Annotated in this window: 1 protein-coding gene; it reads left to right on the top strand. The window is 75.2% G+C overall.

From position 1 onward, the window contains the following. A partial coding sequence (locus tag LPA54_RS40805) for a molybdopterin-dependent oxidoreductase (protein WP_228985465.1) occupies positions 1–404 on the top strand: 404 nt, incomplete at both ends.

Raw genomic sequence — 404 nt, 5'->3', positions numbered from 1 at the left:
CCCCGCTGGTGCGCAACCCGGAGGGCGAGCTGGAGCCGGCGTCGTGGCCGGACGCGCTGCAGATCGCGGCGCAGGGCCTGCTGGCCTCGCGGGGCCGCACCGGTGTGCTGACCGGCGGCCGGCTGACCGTCGAGGACGCCTACGCGTACAGCAAGTTCGCGCGGGTCGCGCTCGCCACCAACGACATCGACTTCCGTGCGCGCGTGCACAGCACGGAGGAGTCCGACTTCCTCGCCGCGCGCGTCGCGGGACGCGGCGTCGACCTGGACGGCACCGGCGTCACCTACCGGGCGCTGGAGAAGGCCCCGGCGGTCCTGTTGGTCGGCTACGAGTCCGAGGAGGAGGCGCCCGGCGTCTTCCTGCGGCTGCGCCAGGCCTGGCGCGCCCACGGCCAGCGCACCTTC

Source organism: Streptomyces sp. DH12, assembly GCF_020873895.1.
Lineage (GTDB): Bacteria > Actinomycetota > Actinomycetes > Streptomycetales > Streptomycetaceae > Streptomyces.
The sequence above is the reverse complement of the archived record's forward strand: the minus strand, read 5'-3'. Positions and strand labels throughout refer to the sequence as shown.